The sequence below is a fragment of the Microbulbifer pacificus genome, assembly GCF_002959965.1.
GTDB classification, from domain to species: Bacteria; Pseudomonadota; Gammaproteobacteria; order Pseudomonadales; family Cellvibrionaceae; genus Microbulbifer; species Microbulbifer pacificus_A.
The window spans coordinates 375,287-394,416 of the sequence record NZ_PREV01000026.1 but is presented as its reverse complement, the minus strand read 5'-3'; the positions used below and the strand labels follow the sequence as shown (position 1 = coordinate 394,416).

Annotated in this window: 17 protein-coding genes; 8 read left to right on the top strand and 9 right to left on the bottom strand. The window is 56.2% G+C overall.

From position 1 onward, the window contains the following. Window positions 1-2: 2 nt before the first annotated feature. Window positions 3-1,217 carry a type II secretion system F family protein gene (locus tag C3938_RS02180; protein ID WP_105101628.1) on the bottom strand — a complete coding sequence of 405 codons (1,215 nt, stop codon included), beginning with the start codon at window positions 1,215-1,217 and terminating at the stop codon, window positions 3-5. Window positions 1,218-1,268: 51 nt separating this feature from the next. Continuing rightward, window positions 1,269-2,978 (bottom strand): type IV-A pilus assembly ATPase PilB, encoded by a 1,710-nt coding sequence (gene pilB, locus C3938_RS02175; protein WP_199775470.1) that lies wholly within the window; start codon window positions 2,976-2,978, stop codon window positions 1,269-1,271. 503 nt (window positions 2,979-3,481) lie between these two features. On the opposite strand from pilB, the gene C3938_RS18325 reads away from it, so the two are divergent. Together C3938_RS18325 and C3938_RS18360 are read left to right on the top strand one after the other, a co-directional pair. Next, window positions 3,482-3,928: a pilin gene (locus C3938_RS18325; RefSeq protein WP_105103170.1), complete on the top strand. Its 447-nt coding sequence runs from the start codon at window positions 3,482-3,484 to the stop codon at window positions 3,926-3,928. 173 nt (window positions 3,929-4,101) lie between these two features. Beyond that, a complete protein-coding gene (locus C3938_RS18360) occupies window positions 4,102-4,344 on the top strand; it encodes a transposase (protein ID WP_418903561.1) in 243 nt (80 codons plus the stop codon). 135 nt (window positions 4,345-4,479) lie between these two features. Here the strand turns inward: C3938_RS18360 and hepT are convergent, their stop codons facing one another. Further along, window positions 4,480-4,893, bottom strand: a complete 414-nt coding sequence (hepT, locus tag C3938_RS02160) for a type VII toxin-antitoxin system HepT family RNase toxin (protein ID WP_105101626.1) — start codon at window positions 4,891-4,893, stop codon at window positions 4,480-4,482. Continuing rightward, window positions 4,890-5,306, bottom strand: a complete 417-nt coding sequence (mntA, locus tag C3938_RS02155; protein ID WP_105101625.1) for a type VII toxin-antitoxin system MntA family adenylyltransferase antitoxin — start codon at window positions 5,304-5,306, stop codon at window positions 4,890-4,892. Before mntA ends, hepT begins: the two co-directional genes overlap by 4 nt. A gap of 192 nt (window positions 5,307-5,498) precedes the next feature. On the opposite strand from mntA, the gene C3938_RS02150 reads away from it, so the two are divergent. Beyond that, the gene (locus C3938_RS02150; RefSeq protein WP_105101624.1) at window positions 5,499-5,744 is read left to right on the top strand and encodes a YdcH family protein; all 246 of its coding nucleotides are present in this window, start codon (window positions 5,499-5,501) and stop codon (window positions 5,742-5,744) included. 97 nt (window positions 5,745-5,841) lie between these two features. After that, entirely contained in the window at window positions 5,842-7,698 is a 1,857-nt protein-coding gene (locus C3938_RS02145) for a cation:proton antiporter (protein ID WP_105101623.1), read from the top strand. A gap of 30 nt (window positions 7,699-7,728) precedes the next feature. On the opposite strand, the gene C3938_RS02140 is transcribed toward C3938_RS02145, so the two are convergent. The 3 genes from C3938_RS02140 to imuA all read right to left on the bottom strand — a co-directional run bounded on the left by C3938_RS02140 (window position 7,729) and on the right by imuA (window position 13,220). Beyond that, window positions 7,729-10,803, bottom strand: coding sequence for an error-prone DNA polymerase (locus tag C3938_RS02140; protein WP_105101622.1), 3,075 nt, complete (start codon window positions 10,801-10,803; stop codon window positions 7,729-7,731). A gap of 66 nt (window positions 10,804-10,869) precedes the next feature. Beyond that, window positions 10,870-12,375 (bottom strand): Y-family DNA polymerase, encoded by a 1,506-nt coding sequence (locus C3938_RS02135; RefSeq protein WP_105101621.1) that lies wholly within the window; start codon window positions 12,373-12,375, stop codon window positions 10,870-10,872. A gap of 128 nt (window positions 12,376-12,503) precedes the next feature. Beyond that, window positions 12,504-13,220: a translesion DNA synthesis-associated protein ImuA gene (gene imuA / locus C3938_RS02130; RefSeq protein ID WP_105101620.1), complete on the bottom strand. Its 717-nt coding sequence runs from the start codon at window positions 13,218-13,220 to the stop codon at window positions 12,504-12,506. 232 nt (window positions 13,221-13,452) lie between these two features. Between imuA and dcd the strand changes: the two genes are divergently transcribed. Genes dcd through C3938_RS02115 form a run of 3 tightly spaced genes read left to right on the top strand, consistent with a single transcriptional unit; the run spans window position 13,453 to window position 15,438 of the window. Next, entirely contained in the window at window positions 13,453-14,022 is a 570-nt protein-coding gene (gene dcd, locus C3938_RS02125) for a dCTP deaminase (RefSeq protein WP_105101619.1), read from the top strand. A gap of 14 nt (window positions 14,023-14,036) precedes the next feature. Then, window positions 14,037-15,245: an NAD(P)/FAD-dependent oxidoreductase gene (locus tag C3938_RS02120; protein ID WP_105101618.1), complete on the top strand. Its 1,209-nt coding sequence runs from the start codon at window positions 14,037-14,039 to the stop codon at window positions 15,243-15,245. A gap of 7 nt (window positions 15,246-15,252) precedes the next feature. Continuing rightward, a complete protein-coding gene (locus tag C3938_RS02115; protein WP_105101617.1) occupies window positions 15,253-15,438 on the top strand; it encodes a hypothetical protein in 186 nt (61 codons plus the stop codon). A 105-nt stretch (window positions 15,439-15,543) separates the two neighbouring features. Here C3938_RS02115 and C3938_RS02110 read toward each other — a convergent pair whose 3' ends face one another. Beyond that, on the bottom strand, window positions 15,544-17,751 hold the full coding sequence (locus C3938_RS02110) for a S46 family peptidase (RefSeq protein ID WP_418903580.1): 2,208 nt from the start codon (window positions 17,749-17,751) through the stop codon (window positions 15,544-15,546). A gap of 317 nt (window positions 17,752-18,068) precedes the next feature. Here C3938_RS02110 and C3938_RS02105 point away from each other — a divergent pair, with 317 nt between their 5' ends. Continuing rightward, window positions 18,069-18,278 carry a DUF3820 family protein gene (locus C3938_RS02105; RefSeq protein WP_105101616.1) on the top strand — a complete coding sequence of 70 codons (210 nt, stop codon included), beginning with the start codon at window positions 18,069-18,071 and terminating at the stop codon, window positions 18,276-18,278. Between the two features lie 92 nt (window positions 18,279-18,370). On the opposite strand, the gene C3938_RS02100 is transcribed toward C3938_RS02105, so the two are convergent. Next, window positions 18,371-18,643 (bottom strand): glycine zipper domain-containing protein, encoded by a 273-nt coding sequence (locus C3938_RS02100; RefSeq protein ID WP_105101615.1) that lies wholly within the window; start codon window positions 18,641-18,643, stop codon window positions 18,371-18,373. Window positions 18,644-19,130: the final 487 nt, after the last annotated feature.

Sequence of the window (19,130 nt, the reverse complement as noted above, 5' to 3'; positions counted from 1 at the left end):
GTTTAGACAACCTGACCGAGCTGGAAAATGGGTAGATACATGGCGATCATCAGTCCACCAACTAGTATACCGAGGATCGACATAATCATAGGTTCCATTAACGCGGTAAGATTGTCCACCATGTTGTCCACTGCTTCCTCATAAAAGTCCGCGGCCTTGCCGAGCATTTCATCCAGTGCACCGGACTCTTCACCGATCGCGGTCATTTGTATCAGCATAGTGGGGTATAAGCCGGACACTCGCATTGCGCCGTTAAGTGGTACACCTGTAGCCACTGAATCACGGATCTTCAATGTGGCATCTTCATACACTACATTACCGGTTGCTCCGGCAACGGACTTCAGCGCGTCGATTAGTGGGACACCGGCGGCAAAGGTAGTGGCAAGCGTGCGTGCAAATCGTGCGGCTATCGAGTTGTAGGCGATTTGCCCGAGAATTGGCAGTTTGAGTGCTAATTTGTCAAAAAAATTGGCAACATTTTTATTGCGTTTTTTTACTTCTAAGGTGCCGCCAACGCCCGCCACAATGGCAAGAAAGGCGAAGAACCAGTTGGCCTGCATCCACTCTGAAATACTTAGAACAAATAAGGTGAAAGCCGGTAGATCGGCACCAAAGCCCTGAAATGTGGTCGCAAACTGAGGTACAACTTTTACTAGCAGAATAGCTGTCACAACTACAGCTACAACCATGACCGCAATAGGATATGTCATGGCCTTTTTGATCTTTTTCTTCAGTGACTCAGTTTTTTCTTTGTAGGTTGCTATGCGGTCGAGCATGGTTTCCAGCGCACCAGACTGCTCGCCGGAGGCGACCAGGTTGCAAAACAGATCGTCGAAGTAGAGTGGATGCCTGCGCAGCGCGTCGGCAAAGGCGGTCCCTGAAGCCACGTCATCGCGAATTTTATTGATCAGCTCTTTTAGGCCCGCATTGTCTAGGCCGTCTGCGACAATCTCAAAACTTTGTACCAGTGGTACCCCGGCTTTCATCATGGTGGCCATTTGGCGGGTGAAGATGGCAATGTCGCCAGGTTTTACTTTTTTACTTCCGCCAAATAGAGGCTTGGGCTTTTTCTGTACCTTGCTGGCAATAATTCCCTGGCGACGTAACTGGGCTTTGATCAATGCCGGGTTGGACGAATTGATTTCACCCTCAACTACGTTTCCTTTGGCATCAACACCTTTGTACGTATAGGCAGTTGCTGTGGCGGCTTTGGCCATGGTGAGATTCCCGATTTTCTTATCAATTGTTCAGGCATCAGGCCTGTAATTTTAATCTTTGGTGACCCGATTAGCTTCTTCGAGGCTGGTAACGCCCATCACCACCTTGCGCAGCGCTGAGATGCGCAGGTTATTGAAGCCTTCCTTTCTTGCCTGATCGGCAATCTGAATGGAATTGCCGCCCTCCATTATAATGCGCGAAATTCCGTCAGTGATGCGAACCACTTCATACACGCCCACGCGCCCCTTGTAGCCCTTGGAACAGTGCTCGCAGCCCACCGGCTGGTATATCTTCCAATCGGATCTGGGGATGGTGACTGTATCGAAGCCTTCTTCTTTTAGTACTTCTTCCGGCAATTCCGCGGGTTTCTTGCACTCTCCGCACAACCGTCGCGCGAGCCGCTGGGCAATGATTACGCTTACCGAGGTGGCGATGTTGAAGGTGGGAACCCCCATATTCATCAGGCGGGTGAGGGTTTCCGGTGCTGAATTGGTGTGTAGGGTGGAGAGCACCAGGTGTCCGGTTTGTGCAGCCTTGATGGCAATTTCCGCGGTTTCCAGATCCCGGATTTCGCCCACCATCACAATATCCGGGTCCTGGCGCAGGAAGGAGCGCAGCGCCTCGGCAAAATTCAGCCCCACCTTGTTGGAGACGTTGACCTGATTGATGCCCTCCAGATTGATTTCCACCGGGTCTTCCGCGGTGGAGATATTGCGCTCGGGCGTATTCAGAATATTCAGGCCGGTATACAGGGATACGGTTTTGCCGGAGCCGGTGGGCCCGGTAACCAGAATCATACCCTGAGGCTGCGCCAGGGCATCCATATAGATCTTCTTCTGGAACTCCTCGTAGCCCAATGCGTCGATACCGAGCTTGGCAGAGGAGGGATCCAGAATCCGCAGTACGATTTTTTCTCCCCACAGGGTGGGCAGGCTGTTTACGCGGAAGTCGATGGCCTTGGTCTTCGACAGTTTCATCTTGATGCGGCCATCCTGCGGTACGCGGCGCTCGGAAATGTCCATCTTTGACATAACCTTCAAACGCGCGGAGATGCGGGTGGCCAGCTGGATCGGGGGGCGCGCTACCTCGTGCAAAATTCCATCTGTGCGCAGCCGCACCCGGTAGAGCTTTTCATAGGGTTCGAAGTGTATATCCGATGCGCCGGTGCGAATTGCATCCAGTAATACCTTGTTGACAAAGCGCACCACTGGTGCTTCATCGCCACCGGGGTCAGCCTCGTCTTCCCGCCGGGTCTCAGAGGCTTCAACATCGAGTCCATCGAGACTTTCGTCGTCAAGCCCCTCTAAGCCGCCACCTACGTCGCTGTTGTTCAGGTAGTTTTCAATGGCCTTGGAGAGTTTATCTGCTTCCACCAGCACCGCATCGGTGTTGAGGCCGGTGTTGAAGTTGATCTCGTCCAGTCCCGCCAGGTTAGTAGGGTCCGCCACCGCCACAAACAGGCGGTTGCCGCGCTTGTACAAAGGCAGGGCAAAATGCTTGCTGATCAGTTTTTCGTCGACGATATCTTTGGGCAGCAGATCAAAGTTGTAGCTGGACAGGTCAAACAGCGGCGAGCCGAAGGCGGTGGAGGCAATATTGGCCAGCTCGCGGCTTTTGATCAGCTTGGCGTCCACCGCATGCTGGGCAAAGCTGTGGCCTTCGCGTTTGGCGGCCTTGATGGCAGATTGGGCTGTAGTCTCGTCCAGGGCATTGTCGAGTACCAGCCGCTTGGCCAGGCCACTAAGTGGGGGGGTGCTCATAGAACTTATGGTTACCGTGCGCCGGGAAACGTTTTACTTTAGTTTAATTGCTGGACGTAAGTCTCTGGGAGTGCAAGGAAAATCTTGGTGCTGCCAGAAGGTCGATCAATATAGCGAATATAAAAGCACCCGCCAATGACCCTGAAGGGCCGGGGTTGCATCCTGTGAACTAGGTTTGTTGCCTGCCTTTAGCCGTGAGATATCGGAAAGTTTCCCCCAGTTTCGGCAGCCAATAGGTTGATATTTTTCACTCAAAGGTTTGGTTAGGACTCCGTCTCGAACATCAGAAGTTTACTGACAAAATTCGTCACCGAATTCTATTGATTGAGCGATAATTGACGTGTTCGCCTATTTTTTAATCGTTCGCCGCGTGACTTTCCTTTCAAACCGCCACTTCAGTGCAATTTTCGCGCTTGCGCGTTTTACCGTATTGCGGGTATCGTAATTCCCGATTTCCTCACGGGATTCATCCAAAAACAACAGTCTGTATGGAGACGGTTACAATGAAAAAGCAACAGGGCTTTACTCTTATTGAATTGATGATCGTTGTTGCGATCATTGGTATTCTGGCTGCTGTAGCACTGCCAGCATATTCTGACTACCAACAGCGTACAAAGGTAGCTGGTGCAGTTGCCGGTATTGCATCTTATAAAACCACAATTTCTCTTTGCATTGCTGAGCGCGGCAACTTGGGAGACTGTGATGCCGGTGCTTATGGTATCGGCGGAGCTATTGCAACCGGTAATGCTGGTGCAACTATCAACTACGTTGATGAGCTTGCGGTGGCTGATGGTGTTATAACTTTGACTACTACCGCTACTGATACTTCTGGTACCAAATTGGTAGTAACTCTTACTCCTACGATTAACGCTAACCAAGCTGTTAAGTGGGTGATGAGCGGAACTGGCTGTACTACAGCGGGCCGTTCAATTAACTGTTCCGTAAGCTAAAGAACCGAAGGCTAGTGGCTAAGTCTTGACTTTGACAGTTAGTCATCGAAAAACCCCGCATCCGCGGGGTTTTTTGTTATGGGGTTAGATTAGCGGAAGCAAATCTGGGTCAGGTCAGATTAAAAATTAGGGGACAAATCTCGACATAACAGAATTCAGCTCTTTTTAACCTCGTGAGCAGACCTTTACGACTGGAATACCCCGGAGCCTGGTACCACGTGATGAATCGCGGCCTAGCTCGGCAAAGCACATTTCTCGATGCGGATTGTTTTTCCGCGTTCCTCGACACTCTGGCGGGGGTGCACCGACGATTCTCCATTCAGGTCCGTGCCTATTGCCTGATGGGCAATCACTACCATCTTTTATTGCATACCCCCGAAGGCAATCTCAGCCGTGCGATGCGGCATATTTATTAATGGCGTTTAAACCCAGCGTTTCAATCGTCTGCAAAAGCGGGACGGGCCGTTGTTCCGTGGCCGGTATAAGGCCCGTGCGCCGTATAAAGACTCGGATGGCGGAAGATGAGGAACTGCAGTCGCTGGTAGATCGGGTTAGTCGCGGAGTAATAGTACGCAACAGTGCCTGACGAACTGCCCGAGTTTCAGGTACTTCTTCTCAGTGATCACTTCCTGTATCAGCTCCCAGTCCAGGTTCAGATAGTCGTGGACAATGGCATTGCGCATGCCTACGGCGCCTTTCATTTCTTGAGGGGTTACGTCGTCTAATGGCTGGTTTTCCAGTAACTGAATAATGCTGCTGACGGCCTCGGTGCGTTCCGGGAGCTTGAGCTTCCTACTGGTATGTTTGGCGGCACCAATGGCGGCTTCTACAAGAATTTGCAGGCTGCGTTCGGCAGCGGTGCGTTCCAGGAGCCCGAGGGTCTGCTTTTCACTGATCTGCTTTAGCAGTCTTGAGTGGATATCCACTTGTTCATTTATTGCATCGCAATAGGCTTGGTAGTTCATGCCTTTTCCTTGTGCGTTTCCGCCTTATGCCAGCAGTGATCGTTCCAGAGTCCGTAAATTCGGTTGGTTTCCCGGCAGTAACGCAATTCATCCTTGATCAACAGCGGATGGTCATCTTCGAGAATATTGATGGCGAGGGTGATCGGGGCAAGGCTGATATCGACTACTTGCACGAGGTGCCCCAGTTGCGCGGTGAGGTCTTGTGCCATGATTTCTGGCAGTAGGCGGCGTTCTGAGTAAGTTTTTTCGAAATTGTTGAGGGCGACGGCAATGTCAAAATCGCTGTTGTCTCCGTATTCCCCGCGGGCCCGGGAGCCGTAAAGCCAGGCGGCGGCGAGGCCGTCTTGTTGTGACAGGAATCGGCGGATTTGTTCCAGGTAGTCGTGCTGTCGGTCCCCGGCGCCTGTGGTCATATTGGCTAAGTCTTTCGTGGGTGGTGTTAGGGTGTTCTAGGGTATTTGACCGTGCGGGTCAAGTCGGAAGGTGTTGGTCAAACTCTACTTCTGCTGTTTATTGCGCGTATTGAGCGGCTTTACCCTGTGGTTACTTGTTGCCCGGAGACTACAATTCGCCGATGAAGCACCAATCACAAGGAGCTACTGCCAATGGCCATCCCTTCCCGCACCCTGGAAACCGAGTTTCCCGATCTCGCCGACAGTATCCGCCACCTGGTCCAGGACAGTATCCAGTTCAAGAACGACCGCGACAATTACCACAAGCTGGACAAGGTGATTCGTGGTCTTGAGGAGCGGGGTGTGGCTACGGATGATGACCATTTCAAAGAACTGAAGGTCCAGCGTGCGCGTCTGAAAGACCAGTTGTATATGCAGGCCAAATATAACCGGCACTAGTGATCACCAGTTGACGAAGTAAGGCCCGGCTTGCCGGGTGGTTCGCCAGTCTATAACCTGCTGGGTCATTTCTTATTGCAATTGGCCTGCGCTTTCTATGGAACAGATTTTCTCGAACCCTATGGCACTGTTGGTGTTGGTGGGGCTCGTCTCAATTGCCTGCCAGTTTCTTGCTTACCGGTTGAAGTTGCCGGCCATTCTTCCGCTGTTACTGGCGGGCCTTGTGCTCGGGCCGATTGCTGGGGTGCTCGATCCGGATGCGTTGTTCGGTGATCTGCTTTTTCCTGTCGTGTCGCTGGCGGTGGCGATCATCCTGTTTGAGGGGGCGCTGACGCTCAAGTTCTCTGATATTGCCGGGCACGGCACGATGGTGCGCAATCTGTGCTCGGTGGGTGTACTGGTGACCTGGCTGATCGCTACGCCCGCGGCGCATTACGCGCTTGGGATGCCGCTGCATCTGGCCGCGCTGTTCGGTGCGATTGTTACGGTGACCGGGCCCACGGTAATCGTACCGATGCTGCGCTCGGTGCGGCCCAATGCGCGGATCTCCAATATCCTCCGCTGGGAGGGCATTGTGATCGATCCTGTGGGCGCGCTGCTGGCGGTGCTGGTGTATGAATATATCGTCGCGTCTCACGGTGCGTTTGAACATGCGCTGCTCACTTTCCTGAAGGTGGTTGTGATCGGTTTCGGGGTTGGCTCCCTGATGGGTTATTTCCTGGGGGCATTACTCAGGAAAAACTGGGTGCCGCACTATCTGCGTAATACCGCAGTGCTGACCCTGATGCTTGGGGCCTTCGCCGCCTCCAACCTGATGACGCACGAGTCGGGTCTTCTGACGGTGACGGTGATGGGCATCTGGATGGCGAACATGAAGAACCTGGATGTCGATGACATTCTGGAGTTCAAGGAAACCCTGAGTGTGCTGCTGATTTCCGCGCTGTTTATATTGCTGGCGGCGCGGCTGGAGTTTTTTACCCTGGCACAGCTGGGGTGGGGGTCGCTGCTGGTGCTGGCGGCGATTATGTTTGTGGCCCGACCTGTGGGGGTTTTCCTGTCGTCGCCCGGCTCCGGTTTGAGCTGGCGTGAGCTGGCCATGCTCAGTTGGATTGCGCCGCGGGGTATTGTGGCCGCGGCGGTGTCCGCCTTGTTTGCCCTGAAGCTCGATACCCTTGGGCTGCCAAAATCCGAGCTGCTGGTGCCGCTGGTTTTTCTGGTGATTATCGCCACGGTGGTTCTGCAGAGCCTGACGTCGAAGACGGTGGCGAAGCTGCTGGGTGTCCGCGCCCCCTTCCCCAGCGGCTATCTCATTTTTGGTGGCGGTAAGTTCGCGCGCATGCTGGCGAAGGATCTGATGGATAAGGGGGTCTCCGTGCGGATCGCCGATACCAACTGGGACGCTATCCGTGAGGCGCGCATGGAAAATATCCCCACGTATTACGGCAATCCGATTTCGGAGCACGCGAGCCTGACGATGGATCTGTCCGCCGTGGGCAAGGTGCTGGTGCTGTCTCCCTACCGGCAGCTCAATCCGCTGGTGACATACCACTACGAGCATGTGCTCGGAAAGGACACGGTGCTCGGTTTGCGCGAGGGGGTGCAGGAGGGGCGGGCCAGCCACCGGATGTCGCAGGAATATCGAGAAAAACTGGCTCTGTTTTCCGAGAACGCTACCTACGGCCGCCTTGCCAGCCTGGTGGCGAAAGGGGCGGTGATTCGGACCACACGCCTGACGGAGTCCTTTACGCTCGACGATTACTACAAGACATACGGCAATCGCGCCACGCGTCTGTACGCGGTGGATCCACATGGGAAAATCCATATCTGCACTATTTCCGACGAGTTAGCGCTTGAGGCGGACTGGCAAATTGTCAGCCTGATCGCGCCGGAGGAAGTGTCAGAATCATCGGATGCCAGGGTGCCTCCGGTGCCCGGTGAAATTCCAGCCGGGTAGCCCGCTTGCCGGGTACTTGGGGCCACTAGATTAGTGGAAACTTCTGACGCTCTGGATATGCCCCCACTCGAGGCAGTACAACTTCTGCCCCACCAGATGAATCACGGACAAGGGGTGCTCTCCGGGGCTCGTGCTGATCTGTAGCCGCCCTTCAACGATCAGGATGTTTCCCCCTTTGATCTCGGCCCGGTAGCGTTTTTGTACCTGTTCCCATAGCACCACATTGACCACACCGGTTTCATCCTCCAGTGTCAGGAACATGACGCCTGATGCACTGCCGGGCCTCTGCCTGCAGGTGGTGAGGCCGAGAAGTTTTACTGGCTGACCATCGCGACAATTGGGGAGGTCGCAGGCTCTTGTGAGCTTGCGGTACTGGTGTTGCCTGCGCAGCAGCGCGATGGGGTGTTCGTTTAGCGTGAGCCCTGTGCTCTGATAGTCGTTATAGGTGTTGTCTTCGAGGCTGCTTTCCGAAGGAATATGGTAGCTTGCCAGCTGGTCCAGCTGATGGCTCAGCGTGTCCCAGGTGGTGTGCTGGCGGTTTTGCGACAGGCTTTGAAAACCGTTGGCGCTGGCGAGCGCGCTGCGTTGTTCCGGGGGCAGTGGTACGCGTTGGTGGAAGTCTGCCATGTCACTAAATGGGGATTGCTCACGGGCGTGGACGATATTGTTCGCGGTGGCCTCCTGTAGAGAGGGGATAAGCCGCATGCCGAGGCGCAGGCTGGGAGCCTGTTTTCCCTGATCGGCAAATTCCAGACTGTGGTGCCAGTGGCTGCTGCGAACATCGATGGGTAGCACGTTGACGTGGTGGCGCTGGGCGTCGTACACCAGCTGTGCGGGGGCATAGAACCCCATGGGTTGGCTGTTCAGCAGTCCGCAGTAGAAGGCCGCCGGGTAGTGATGTTTGATCCACGCGGAGAAGTAGGCAAGCAGGGCGAAGCTGGCGGAGTGGGATTCGGGGAAGCCGTAGGCACCGAACCCTTTCATCTGCTCAAACAGCTGTTCTGCGAGGTTGCGTTCGTAGCCGTTGGCGAGCATGCCGTTGACCAGCTTTTCGCGAAAGACCAGCAGGTTGCCGTTCTTGCCCCAGCTGGCCATGGCGCGGCGCAGTTCATCGGCTTCACCGCCGCTAAAGCCGGCCGCGACCATGGAAAGCTTGATGACCTGCTCCTGGAAAATCGGCACACCGAGAGTGCGCTCAAGTACCGAAACCAGGTTTGTGTGCGGGTAACGTACAGGTTCCAGTTTCTGTTTGCGGCGCAGATAGGGGTGCACCATGCCGCCCTGAATGGGGCCGGGGCGGACAATGGCGATTTCAATCACCAGTTCATAAAAAGTGCGTGGTTGCAGCCGCGGCAACATGCTCATCTGCGCGCGGGACTCGATCTGGAAGACGCCGACGGTATCGGCGCGGCACATCATTTCATAGGTTGCTTTGCAGTCCGGGGGGATGTCCTGCAGCGTCATTTTTCTGCCGTACAGGGCCATGTAGGTAAGTGACTTGCGCAGGGCGGTGAGCATACCGAGGGCAAGGATATCCACCTTCATCAGTTTCAGGTCTTCGATATCTTCCTTGTCCCACTGGATGATGGTGCGGTCTTCCATGGCGGCATTTTCCAGAGGCACCAGTTCGCTGAGTGGCTGCTGGGTGATGACGAAACCGCCCACATGCTGGGACAGATGTCGCGGGAATCCAGAGATCTGCTGCAGCAGGAGCGGCAGCATCCGGCCTGTAGTCCCACCGGGATCGATACCGGCGTTCTGCATCTGTGCGGGGAAGTCTTCCCGTTTGTCCCACCAGGTGCGCTGCGCCTGTAAGCGCTCAATAGTGGCAGCATTCAATCCCAGCGCTTTGCCGATATCCCGCAGGGCGCTTTTGAAACGGTAGGTGATTTTGGTGGCGGCGAGGCCGGCGCGTGTGCGGCCGTATTTGCGGTAAATGTACTGGATGATTTCCTCACGCCGCTCGTGCTCGAAATCCACGTCGATATCCGGCGGTTCATTACGCTCGCGGGAAATAAAACGTTCGAACAGCAGGCCGATCTTGTGCGGGTCTATTTCGGTGATGAACAGGCAGTAACACACGACGGAATTGGCGGCGGAACCTCGGCCCTGGTACAGAATGTGCTGGCTGCGAGCGTACTGGACGATATCGTGAATGGTGAGAAAGTAATGCTCGTATTGCAGCTCCGCAATCAGTTCGAGTTCGGTGACAATCTGCTGCTGTATATGAGGCTTGGGGCCACCGGGCCAGCGGACTTTAATCCCTTCTTGCACCAGTTCCTGTAAATGTCTACTGGCGTTTTTTCCTGCTGGCAGCACCTCCGCCGGATATTGATATTTCAGTTCGGAGAGACAGAAGCGGCAACGCCGGGCGATGGCGAGTGTGTTGGCGATGGCATCCTGCGGGTACAGACCGGCGATTTCTTGCATTGTGCGGAGATAACGCTCGGCATTCTGTTCCAGCCGATAGCCCAGCTCGTCCAGGGTGCAATTGTGGTAATTGGCATTCAGCACATCCTGCAGTGGCTTGCGACTGCGGCTGTGCATCAGTACCGCACTGGTGGCGACCAGTGGCAGTCTCTGGTTGTGGGCAAACTCGATCAGTTGCTGTTGTCGCAGGTTTTGCTCTGGCTGCAGGCGGTTATTGAGTGCGATGTAGAGGCGCTCCGGGAAGTGCTCCTTCAGTGCCTGTGGAATTTCCAGTAGTGTGGTGGATGGTAGCCACAGGCAGAGTGTGTGTTTGCTGTGGTTGAGAATATCTTCGAGGCCCGTGCGGTACCGCCCTTTTTCCGTTCGCAGGCGCGAGGTGCTGATCAGGCGACAGATTTCACTATAAGCAGATTTGTCCGGGGCGAGTAAAACCAGCCGCTGATGGCTGTCTGTAAGGCGAAAGAAACTGCCACAGATGAGCTTGAGCGTACTGCCTTTCGCTTTCAGTTTTTCCAGCTCGGCATAGGCCCGCACCACGCCGGCCATGGAACACTCGTCGGTAATGGCGATGGCCTGATAGCCAAGCCGATGGGCGGTACTGATCAGCTCCTGCGGGTGGGAGGCTCCCTGGAGAAACGAAAAATTACTCTGGCAAAAGAGTTCGGCGTACTGCATGGCCTGCGAAAATATGCGGTGTCGGATTTTGTGAAAACGGCATGGGGAAGAGACCGGGAAAAACGATCAGGAGTAAACCCCATGCAGAAACCAGTCCTCTGACGTCAGGTCCTGAAATACCCAGTACAAACTGCCCTGGGGACCGCGGGCGATGTAGTAGTCGCGGGCGTGGCGGTGGTGTTGCCACCAGTAGCCGTCGATGCGCTCCGGGCCCTGCAATAACTGCAGTTCACCGTCGTAAAACAGGCTGTGTTCCCGCTGCTGGATTCGGTCCGGGCGTGCCAGCAGCCAACTGGGGCGGGGGGCACTGAGCGGGTGCAGTTGGTGCCCGTGCCGTTTGCTTTGCAGGCTCAGGCTATCGGCGCTGGTCCAGGCCTGCTCGGGCAGGTAGCTTTCCTTGAGTGTTATCCCGGAGAGCGCCTGGTGGCCGAGGCGGGCTCTGAGTTTGTCGATCAGTTGGTAACTTTCGTGCTGGCTGCCGCCCTCTTCGAAAAAATCTTCTCGCAACATTTTTGTTTCCAGTGGGCGCAGCTGTTTACAGCGGAGTGCCAGCGCCTGTACCGGCTCTTTCAGTTTCACCCGCTCCAGCTGCAACTTGGTCAGCGCGATCAGCCGCTGGGGGTCGAACAGCGGGCGTGACAGCTCCACGTTCACTTCCTCGCTACCACGGCTTCCATAGTCCAGCACCCAGTACAGAGCCGGGCTGTACAGCTGACGCCGCTGCAATTGCCGGCAGAGCTCCCGCACCAGACGGCCGGCGGGAAATAGCAGCTGCTCGCTGTTATCCAGAGGGCTGGGGAACAAGAGTTCGCTGTGAAACTCTGCGGGGGGCTGGTAGCCGGGCACCGGGTCTGGGCGTGAGCCATTGAGGCGGGCGAGGTAGTTGATAAAGTCGCGCCCAAAGCGGTTGCCTACTTCAGACAGGGGGACTGCCAGCAGCTGGCTGACCCGTTTTATGCCACAGGCATAGAGTTTGGCGATGGCTTTGTTGCTGCAGTCGAGCAGTTTGCTGGGGGCGAAACTGATCCACTGCTTCCACTGCTGTGGTGTGGGCGGGGTACTGGTTTGTGCCAGCCACTGGCGGTGCTCCGGCAGCTGGCTGAGCAGGTGGGCGGCGCTGGGGCTGTGGCCGAGGCCCATCTGGTGGGTGATACGCATTTTGTGCAGCTCCTTGCCGAGCTGTTGCAGCAGGGGCGCGAGGCCACCCTGGGCCTTGAGGCTGCCGCCGAGTTCCAGGAACAGGCACGCGGGTGACTCACTCTGGGCTTTGCTGTCGGGATTGCCCGTGCGGGGGGAGACCACCGGAGTAAAACCGTAGGCCCACTGGGCCAGTTGTTGCAGCAGCTGTGCCTCGCGTTCGGTATCCCGCTCCAGCAGTTGCAGGCCCGGGCAGTAGGCGCAGGCGGTGGCAATGCTGAGCCCCGGTTCTATGTTGAGGGCGCTGGCGGCAGGGTTGGATTCGATGATCAGGTTGCTCTGGGAAACGGCCACGGGTGCGGTGTCACCGGCGCGGTGGGCGCGGGTGAGGGCTTCCAGCGGGAGTTTGGGCAGTTGGATGCAGAGCCAGAGCATTGTCGATTCCTGATTCGCATTTGTAGGAGCCTGGTTGCAGGCGAAGGCTACTGCGTACTTCTCCTGTTCGCCTGCAAGCAGGCTCCTACGGGTGGTTTGGGGCAGCGGGGGCTTGATGTTCCCGGCGGTCAGTGCAGGGGTTGATCCCTGCGGGTCAGGTCCGGGTTGCGGGCCAGGTGCAGGCGCTGGCCGGACTTGCCGTTCAGTTGCTTCAACAGTTGCAGGGCCAGCTGCTCGCCGTCGCTGTGCAGTTGCAGGCGCAGGGCGGCGGGGGAGGGGCTGCTGGCGCTGGAGCCGGGGCGGAAGTGGAAGTGCAGGCAATCCCCTTCGCGGGCGGCGAGTTGCAGACGTCGCAGATCCTTGTCTGCCAGTACTTCCTTGCCCTGCCAGCTGACCAGTGCACCGCAGGCGCCGGACTGCAGGGCCTGTTCTGCCGCCCACAGCTGGTCCCGCTGGCCGCGGGGGTGCAGCAGCAACAGTTTTTCCAACTGTACCCCGGCCTGCGCCAGAGCGGGTGCGTAGGGGATGTGGGGCGGGTTGATCAGGATCACCATGCGGTTTTGCCGGGTCATCTCTGCCAGTGCGGGGAGGATCAGGTTGATCTCGCCGATACCGGCCTTGTCCACCAGCAGCTCGGTGCTGGCGCCGCGGGGCCAGCCGTGACTGGCGAGCAATGCATCGAGACCGCGGTAGCCGGTGCTGATGCCGGTACGGGGCTGACGCTGACGGTTGGCCAGCTGCCAGATATCCGGCCGGGTCAGCAGCTGTTGCAGTGGCTGTGCCGGCTGGCCGGCGGCCTGCTCACTCAACTGCTTGTTTTGCATAAGGTTTTCGGCATTGTTCACGATCGGTTCGCTCCGCGCTGGCTGTTTAACAGGCTGTTCAACTCGGGACCACTGGTTACCTATACAGTGTGTACTGGTAATTTATACAGTAGTTATCCAGGGTCGGCAAGCGTGGATATGGGGCGGGGCGAGGGGGTGGTCGCAATGTCTGACACTTTTTTGCACAGGGCAAAACGGCTATGATTCCGCCTCTTTTTTATGACCAGACATTTGTGAGAAGCGAGGGGGCAGGGTGAGCATCAAATCCGATAAGTGGATTCGCCGCATGGCTGAGAACGAGGGCATGATCGAGCCCTTCGAGCCGGGCCAGGTTCGTCACGGGCAATCCGGCGACCGGCTGATTTCCTACGGCACGTCCAGTTACGGCTACGATGTGCGCTGCGCCAGCGAGTTCAAGATTTTCACCAACGTGCATTCCGCCACCGTAGACCCCAAGGCGTTCGACCAGGACAGCTTTGTGGATGTGGAAGGCGACTACTGCATTATTCCGCCAAACTCCTTTGCACTCGCCCGTACCGTGGAGTACTTCCGTATACCGCGCTCGGTGTTGACCATCTGCCTGGGCAAGTCCACCTACGCGCGCTGCGGCATCATCGTCAACGTGACCCCGCTGGAACCGGAGTGGGAAGGGCATGTGACGCTGGAATTCTCTAATACCACTAACCTGCCGGCGAAGATCTATGCCAACGAAGGCGTGGCGCAGATGCTGTTCTTCGAGTCTGATGAGATTTGTGATGTGTCTTACAAGGATCGCGGCGGCAAATACCAGGGCCAGCGCGGTGTGACTCTGCCGAAGACCTGATCTGATACTCGACAATGACCGACTTCCCCACCCAGGCCGATGTACTGATCATCGGCGCCGGCGCCGCCGGCCTGATGTGCGCCTCGGTGGCGGGCAAGCGCGGCCGCAGTGTACTGGTGCTGGACCACGCGAACCGGGTCGGCAAAAAAATCCTGATGTCCGGCGGCGGCCGCTGCAATTTCACCAACCTGTACACCGCACCGGACAATTTCTACAGCGAAAATCCCCACTTCTGTAAATCCGCCCTGGCCCGCTACACCCAGTGGGATTTTATTGCGCTGGTGGAAAAGCACGGAATCCCCTACCACGAGAAAACCCTCGGCCAGCTGTTCTGCGACAACAAATCCCGGGATATCGTCGATCTGTTGCTCGCCGAGTGCCGCGAGGCCAAAGCTCAGATTCGTACCCGCTGTGAAATTCAGCGTATCGAACCTCTTGCGAATGAGAGCAGGAGGAAAGGTTTTGAAGTGCACACGTCTCTCGGAAAAGTGGTGTGTGAATCCCTGGTGATCGCCACCGGCGGCCTGTCGATTCCCACCATGGGCGCAACCGGTTTTGGTTACGACATAGCCCGCCAGTTCGGCCACAGCATCGTGCCCACCCGTGCGGCGCTGGTGCCTTTTACCCTGAAAAAACGTTCGCTGGAGCGTCAGAAGGAGTTACCGGGTACTTCCCTGGCGGTCACCGCCCGCTGTGGCGATGGCAGCTTTCACGAGCAGATGCTGTTTACCCACAAAGGCCTCTCGGGGCCATCGGTGTTGCAGATTTCCAGCCATTGGAAAGAAGGCATGCCCGTGGAATTTGATCTGGTGCCGGGGCTGAACTTGTGCGAGTGGCTGATCGGGCAGCGCGGTAAAAAGCAGGAGAGCTTTCTGCACACGCTGTTGGCCGAGTTCTGGAGCAAAAAACTGGTGCAGTTTTTCCTGCAGCGCAATGAACTACAGAGCAAACCGCTGAAGCAGTACAGCGACGGTGAGCTGCGGGAGGTCGGGGAAAAGCTGCAGACCTGGACGCTGATCCCCGAGGGTACCGAGGGCTATCGTACCGCGGAAGTGACACTCGGTGGGGTGAACACCGATGAAGTCTCCTCGCGCAGTATGGAGAGTATGAAGCAGCCGGGGTTGTATTTCATCGGCGAGGTACTCGATGTGACCGGCTGGCTCGGTGGTTTCAATTTCCAGTGGGCCTGGGCTTCCGCCCATGCGGCTGGCGGTGAGGTATAGGAAAATCATGGGTGATGTACTGCCATTCAAGCGCAAGACGGCCTGGGAAAAGCACAAGGGCAGTAGCCTGTGTCGCGATGGTTTCCACAAGTGGAAGGTGGTGACCGAACGCAAGTTTGATGTGAAACAGGGAAAGCTGGTAACGGAGTATTGTTGCCAGCGCTGTGGTAAAACCAAGACGCAGCTTTTGTAATTTTCGGGCCGGACGCTGATGCTGGCGACCGGTGAGGTGTTGCCGGTCGATAATCTGTTCGAACCGATTACCCTCCCGGTGCTACCCGGGAGGGTGGATTCAGTATTACTGTTTATTCCCCTTCGCCGGTGCCGCCACGCCCATCTCTTCCAGCAGATTCTCGGCGTGGTCTATGTTTTCCATTACCCACAGCATGTATTCCACATCCACGTGAATGGCGCGGGTGTTGTCGTTGAAGTCCCAGTCCGCGTTGATGCTGTCGTAGGTGCCGTCAAATACCAGCCCGATCAGCTCACCTTTACCGTTCATGGTCGCGGAGCCGGAGTTGCCGCCGGTGATATCCACGGTGGTGAGGAAGTTGACCGGAACGGAATCCAGCTTTTCATCATAGAAGCGGCCGTAGTTTTTGTTCTTGATCGCTTCCAGTTCGGCTTTCGGCGCATCAAAGGGATCTTTTCCCGTGTACTTGGCCTCGATACCGCGCAGAGTAGTGAAGGGGACAAAGCCGTTCTTGCCGTCGTTACCGTCGGCAGGGCCTTTGATGGTGCCGGCGGGAGGCGTATAACCTTTTACCAGGCCATAGGTCAGGCGCAGGGAGCTGTTGGCGTCCGGGTATACCGGTTTGCCCTGTTCGTTGTAGTAGGCGATCAGCAGGTCCATGTATTTCGGGCGTACATCCGCGAACTTGCCATCCATCGCTTTGTCTTGCTGTTCGATAGCGAGACGGTCGTCGTAGGTGGCCACTGCCAGCTGGATAAAGGGATCGTCGCTCGCGCGGAACTCCTCGGGAGATTTATCCATCCATGCCAGACGGGTTTTGGTGTCGGTAAGACCGGTACTCTCATACATGGCTGAGAGTTTTTTCTGCAGCGCGTCGCCACTCAGACTGCCGGAGAAATAGTCGTCGAAACTTTTCAGGCGCTGATCCTGGGGCAGGGCGTTATAGCGCTCGATAAAGTAGGTCCACACGGCCTGATCTACGGACGGTTCGAAGTTGCGCTCAATGCGTTGCAGGCTTTCCGTGAAGCGCGTCATATCGCGATCCTGATAGCCCGGTTCACGTTCCATATTTGGCTTCTGTTTTTCCAGGCTCAGACGATATAGACGCTGGGCGGTGCTCAGCATCGCGGAGCGATTCATATAGCCCAGCAGCAGGTCACGCTCCTGCGTGGACTGCTGTTCGCTCACCAGTTTCTGCAGATCGCTGATGACGGACGCGTATTTTTTATTGGCTTCTGGATTGGCTTCGATCCATGCCTGCAGGTCTTTTTCCAGCTGTTGTTTGCGCTGTAGCAGATCGCTGCGGTTGTAACCTTCCATCATGCCGGTGAAATTCTTCGAGTAGTTGTTGAGGCCGGCTACCAGGCTCGCGTATTTGAGCGCGGCGTCCTTGTTGTTTTCTGTTGCTTTGCCGATGACCTCGGACCACTCCGCCAGTACTTTCTGCATGGTGGGGTAGTACCAGCTGAAATTGTTGCTGACTTCTTCCGCGGTGCGGTAGCGGTTGGTACTGCCGGGATAGCCGGCGACCATAACGAAGTCCCCCTCCTGTGGGCCCTTGGTGGCGACTTTCAGAAAATGTTTGGGTTTGTAGGGCACATTGTCTTTGGAGAAGTCTGCAGGCTTGCCGTCGGGACTCACATAGGCGCGCAGGAAGGAGTAGTCGCCGGTATGGCGCGGCCACATCCAGTTGTCGATATCGCCGCCGAACTTGCCAATCGAAGAGGCGGGGGCGTGTACCAGGCGCACGTCGCGGATGGCCAGCTGCTTGATCAGGTAATAGCTGGCGCCACCGTAGTAGCTGTAGACCTCACAGCGGTGGCCGGGATCGGATTCGCACTCGGCCACGAGGGCCTTTTCCGCATCTTCAATGGCGTTAAAACGGGTGGCGCCGTCCATGTCGTCGCTGAGTTTGCTGTTGATCTTGTCGGTGACCTCGTTCATGTCAACCGTGACATAGATCCGCGAACCGGGTGCTGCGGGCAGTTCTTCCTCCAAAGACTTGGCGAGAAAGCCATTGGTGAGCAGGTCGTTATCTTCGGTGGAGTTATAGGAAATGGAGCCATAGGCGCAGTGGTGGTTGGTGGCGACCAGACCCTGCGGGGAAACGAAGCTCGCGGAACAGCCGCCGAGACTCACCACCGCATTCATCGGGAACTGGGTGAGATCCGTCATGGTCTTCGGGTCAAGCTCAAGGCCCAGACTTTTCAGCTTGTCGCCCAGCTCCGGCAGTTGGCGCGGCATCCACATACCTTCGGTGGAAACACTGTCGGTCCCAGATGTATCAGTCCCCGATACGCTGGCTGCGGGCATGCTGTCGGCTGTGGTCGCCTCGGGCGTGGCGTTGGTGGCGGGTTTACCGCAGGCGGTGAGTAGAGCTATGGCCAAAGCCAGTCCCATACGGTGGGCGAATATTTTGTCTTTCACGGTATTTCCTTAGACCTAGAGTCTTCTCTTATATGTCTCGCTCAAAAAACAAACGGCCGCAATCGGCGGCCATGTGACCGGCATGTTGCCACAGAACCCCGGGCATACGAATCCTTGCTGAAACAAACCGCGAAGTCGTCGGGATAAGCCAAGCAAAGTGTAGAATGTGCAGCAATTTGTGCCGGTGAAATCAGGAGAGGGCGGTGTTTGAAAAGCAGGATTTACTGGATATTGCCCGTACGCCAATGCCTTTTGGAAAGTATGTGGGGAGGTCGCTGATCGATCTGCCGGAGGAATACCTGCTGTGGTTCGCGAAAAAGGGCTTTCCCAGTGGCAGGCTTGGAGAACTGATGGCATTGACGCTGGAAATCAAGATCGAAGGACTGGACGGGTTGATCAAGCCTCTCAAGTGAGCACAATACGTTGTTCCGAAAGCAACAATGGGCCCGACTCCCGGACCCATTGTTGCTGAAAAACCTGGTTGCCAAAGAACGTCAACAGGTTTTCAACGCTCGTAAACGCGACGACCGCGGCTGTCATAGTAGTAGCGTCTTTTCTTCTCGCGATCGTAGAGCCAACCGCCGACACCACCCAGGGCCGCACCCACTGCGGCGCCGCCGATATCACCACCCGTAACCAGCGCACCCGTTACCGCACCGATACCAATACCGGTACCGACACGGCGGTCGGTATCACTCATGTTGGCGCAGCCAACGGTGGTTAAGGAGAGCGTTAGCGCAGAGAAAACAGCAATACGTTTCATTACCCGGAACTGCATAAGTAACTCCAGTTGTTACATATCCGATTGATTCGCTGATGGAGTGTATGGTGGCGCTGTTTCTCTTCACAGATACTTCGTGGAAACAGGTAAGACGCATGTTTTTCACATATTTCACATGTTCAGAGGTGGGGGCCTGATTTTTTTGAATGATCAGTCAGCGGGTTGAGCCGATCAGCAAGAAAGTTGCGCCAAATTTCAGAGTCTTGCCCAATTCTTCCATCACTTTTACGAATCCTGTCTACCTTTGGGATGAAGGTCATTCCGGAAGCAAGGGTAGACGGGGTTCTGTATTTTCTTGCAGTTGAAGAAATATCCGTTCTGGATTGCTTGTCCTTTGTATTCCGCGAAGTGAAATACATGCCAGTTACACCGGGCTTGTGCCTGGTAATGGCAGTTTGATCTGACGTCAGTGTAGCCATGGTTGGCGAAGGGAAATAGCGCCTTCAGATCACGAAGGTGCCTGAGAAGGACAAGGAAAGGTAAT

What these genes read in the sequence shown, in the direction of transcription:
- C3938_RS02180 (WP_105101628.1), bottom strand. Translation starts at nt 1,217, where the DNA reads ATGGCCAAAGCCGCCACAGCAACTGCCTATACGTACAAAGGTGTTGAT.
- pilB (WP_199775470.1), bottom strand. Translation starts at nt 2,978, where the DNA reads ATGAGCACCCCCCCACTTAGTGGCCTGGCCAAGCGGCTGGTACTCGAC.
- C3938_RS18325 (WP_105103170.1), top strand. Translation starts at nt 3,482, where the DNA reads ATGAAAAAGCAACAGGGCTTTACTCTTATTGAATTGATGATCGTTGTT.
- hepT (WP_105101626.1), bottom strand. Translation starts at nt 4,893, where the DNA reads ATGAACTACCAAGCCTATTGCGATGCAATAAATGAACAAGTGGATATC.
- mntA (WP_105101625.1), bottom strand. Translation starts at nt 5,306, where the DNA reads ATGACCACAGGCGCCGGGGACCGACAGCACGACTACCTGGAACAAATC.
- C3938_RS02150 (WP_105101624.1), top strand. Translation starts at nt 5,499, where the DNA reads ATGGCCATCCCTTCCCGCACCCTGGAAACCGAGTTTCCCGATCTCGCC.
- C3938_RS02145 (WP_105101623.1), top strand. Translation starts at nt 5,842, where the DNA reads ATGGAACAGATTTTCTCGAACCCTATGGCACTGTTGGTGTTGGTGGGG.
- C3938_RS02140 (WP_105101622.1), bottom strand. Translation starts at nt 10,803, where the DNA reads ATGCAGTACGCCGAACTCTTTTGCCAGAGTAATTTTTCGTTTCTCCAG.
- C3938_RS02135 (WP_105101621.1), bottom strand. Translation starts at nt 12,375, where the DNA reads ATGCTCTGGCTCTGCATCCAACTGCCCAAACTCCCGCTGGAAGCCCTC.
- C3938_RS02120 (WP_105101618.1), top strand. Translation starts at nt 14,037, where the DNA reads ATGACCGACTTCCCCACCCAGGCCGATGTACTGATCATCGGCGCCGGC.
- C3938_RS02115 (WP_105101617.1), top strand. Translation starts at nt 15,253, where the DNA reads ATGGGTGATGTACTGCCATTCAAGCGCAAGACGGCCTGGGAAAAGCAC.
- C3938_RS02110 (WP_418903580.1), bottom strand. Translation starts at nt 17,751, where the DNA reads ATGCCCGCAGCCAGCGTATCGGGGACTGATACATCTGGGACCGACAGT.
- C3938_RS02100 (WP_105101615.1), bottom strand. Translation starts at nt 18,643, where the DNA reads ATGCAGTTCCGGGTAATGAAACGTATTGCTGTTTTCTCTGCGCTAACG.